The following is a 2,665-nucleotide window of genomic DNA, read 5'->3' as shown; positions in this document are numbered from 1 at the left end:
CTTATCTGGATGCCCTTCTGTTACTGATTCTGATGTAAATAAATGTCTTGCCATATCCTTATATCACCTTTCCTTTATTTATTTATTTTTATTTTTTTCATTGTTATATCCTAATACAAGAGCTAGTTCTCTTAAAACCTTGCAAGCTAATACAGTAGATACTTTTGTGTTATCATAGTCTGGGCTAAGCTCAACAATATCACATCCTACTATATCTACATTTGAATTTTTTAGTATACTAAATATATTTTCAAATTCCCTATATGTAACTCCTCCAGGTTCTGGCGTTCCAGTTCCAGGAAATATTGATGGATCAAATACATCTAAATCAATTGTTATGTATATTTTTTTATACTCTAATTTATCAACTATATCCTTAAAAGTACTTATATTTCCAACTTCCATATACGTATGATTTTCCTTAAGTGAAAAATCAAACTCTTCTTTAGTTCCAGATCTTATTCCAAACTGATATATTTTATTATCACCAACTATATCCCAAATTCTTTTTATTACCGTAGCATGAGAGTTTTTATTATTATTATATTCTTCTCTTAAGTCTGTATGGGCATCAAAATGTAGTATATAAACATCTTCATATTTTTCATAAACTGCCTTAAATGCAGGAAGGGTAACCAAGTGCTCTCCACCTATCATAAAAGGTATTTTATTATCTTGTATAATTTGTTTTGTACCTTCATATATTTCTTGTAATACTTTATCAGTATCACCAATACTTAAATCTAAATCACCCATATCACAGATTTTAAAATCTTCTAAATCTAATTCAAGAATTGGGCTATACGTTTCAAGTCCATAAAATTCAGGTCTCATAGAACTACTTGCAAATCTAGCTCCAGGTCTATTAGATGTAGTTCCATCAAATCCTGCTCCATAAACGACTATATCAGATTTATCATAAGGATTTTCCATACCCATAAATGTATTTATATTGGAAAATTTATTCATTTTCATTTAACATATCCTTTACATATTGCGGTAGCATAAATGCTCCTTTATGTATATCGCTATTATAGTATTTTGTTTTTAAATTTAAATTTTCCCATGCTTCTTTGTTGTGATTTTTTATTGGATCAAATTTCTTAGATGCAAACCCAAATAACCAATGTCCTGATGGATATGTTGGTATATGAGCTTGATAAACTCTAGTTACCTCGAATAAATTCTTTATTTTATTATTAGCTCTTTTCATCTCTTTTGCATTAAAATCAAAATAAGGACTTTCATTTTGATTTACAAGTATTCCATCCTCACCTAATACTCTATAACAATCTTTATAAAAATCTACAGAGAATAGTCCTTCTCCAGGGCCTATTGGATCAGTTGAATCTACTATTATTAAATCATAAGATGCATCTTTAGCATTTCTAACAAAAGCTACACCATCTTCGTAATATAAGTTTACTCTTTTATCATCTAATTTACATGCACATATATCTATATACTTTCTAGATACATCTACAACCATTTTATCTATTTCTACCATATCTATTTTTTCTATTTGTGGGTAACGAGTAAGTTCTCTCACTGTTCCTCCATCTCCACCACCAATGACTAATACATTCTTTATATTCATATTAGTTGCCATAGGTGTATGAACTATCATATCATGGTATATAAATTCATCTTTATAATTTACCATCATAAGTCCATCTAGTGTTAAGAACTTTCCAAACTCCTTACTTTCAAATACATCTACTTGTTGAAATTCTGATTTATCACTAAATAAGTGATTATCTACTTTTATTGAAAAACGTACATTGTCAGTCCACTCTTCTGTGTACCAAAGCTCCATAGTACTTCCTCCCAAAATCCAAATTTATTTTTATTTTTTATAATTTATCTATTTATATTTTTTATTTATATTTTTTATTTATATCTAATATTAATATTTTAGCTATGTAAATTTGCATATTCTTTATCTTTATGCTAAAATATAAGTCCAAATTTATTTTTATTTTTTATTTATATTTAGGTATTTATTATTTATATAGCTTCTGGCTTATGAGTAATATTGCCTAAATCTTTTTTTGCAAATTTTTGTATTTTTGTAGTTAATCCTCTAGGTATCTCTGTTGACTCACTTTTCTCTGCTTTTAAAAGAGTTTCTAATAATTCAAAGCTTTTCCATGGATCTATATCTCCACAAGTAAAAAAGTCTGCTGCTGCATATCCATATTCTGGCCATGTATGTATAGTTAAATGAGATTCTGCTATTATTACTGCGCCTGATACACCCCATGGATTAAAGTGATGGAAAACAGAATCAACTATTGTAGCCTTTGCATTTAAAGCTGAGTTATTCATAAACTCCTCTATTAACTTTGGGTTTTTTAATACTTCTTCATCACAATTATAATATTCTACTAATATATGACGACCTAAAGTTTCAAATTTCATAAAAACACACTCCTTAGCTGATACTAGCAGTATCATTTACTACTAATATTTTATTTAATTTTTTATCTTGAGCATCTGTAAAATATGCTCCACTATCTTTAAGTAAATTTATGTAATTTATAATCTCATAAGTTATTATTTCTCCTGGAGATATAATTGGTATTCCTGGTGGATATGCCATTATAGATTCTCCACATATCATATTTAATGAATCTTTTATATCTACAAGTTCTTTTTTTTCTTA

Annotated in this window: 3 protein-coding genes and 1 pseudogene; all 4 read right to left on the bottom strand. The window is 27.9% G+C overall.

What is annotated here, in order from left to right:
• Positions 1-78: 78 nt before the first annotated feature.
• The gene (gene speB, locus Q5F54_RS12750; RefSeq protein ID WP_288564398.1) at positions 79-975 is read right to left on the bottom strand and encodes an agmatinase; all 897 of its coding nucleotides are present in this window, start codon (positions 973-975) and stop codon (positions 79-81) included.
• Complete coding sequence (speE, locus tag Q5F54_RS12745; RefSeq protein ID WP_071120562.1) at positions 962-1,816, bottom strand: polyamine aminopropyltransferase; 855 nt, start codon at positions 1,814-1,816, stop codon at positions 962-964. Before speE ends, speB begins: the two co-directional genes overlap by 14 nt.
• A gap of 191 nt (positions 1,817-2,007) precedes the next feature.
• Positions 2,008-2,421 carry an adenosylmethionine decarboxylase gene (gene speD, locus Q5F54_RS12740; RefSeq protein ID WP_071120563.1) on the bottom strand — a complete coding sequence of 138 codons (414 nt, stop codon included), beginning with the start codon at positions 2,419-2,421 and terminating at the stop codon, positions 2,008-2,010.
• Between the two features lie 13 nt (positions 2,422-2,434).
• A pseudogene (locus tag Q5F54_RS12735) lies at positions 2,435-2,647 on the bottom strand (arginine decarboxylase); the annotation flags it as partial.
• Positions 2,648-2,665: the final 18 nt, after the last annotated feature.

This window comes from uncultured Romboutsia sp. (genome assembly GCF_958366745.1).
Classification (GTDB): domain Bacteria; phylum Bacillota; class Clostridia; order Peptostreptococcales; family Peptostreptococcaceae; genus Romboutsia; species Romboutsia timonensis.
This window is presented reverse-complemented; position numbering and strand designations above follow the sequence as displayed.

Coding starts and splice junctions, on each gene's coding strand:
- speE (WP_071120562.1), bottom strand. CDS start 1,816: ATGGAGCTTTGGTACACAGAAGAGTGGACTGACAATGTACGTTTTTCA.
- speD (WP_071120563.1), bottom strand. CDS start 2,421: ATGAAATTTGAAACTTTAGGTCGTCATATATTAGTAGAATATTATAAT.
- speB (WP_288564398.1), bottom strand. CDS start 975: ATGAAAATGAATAAATTTTCCAATATAAATACATTTATGGGTATGGAA.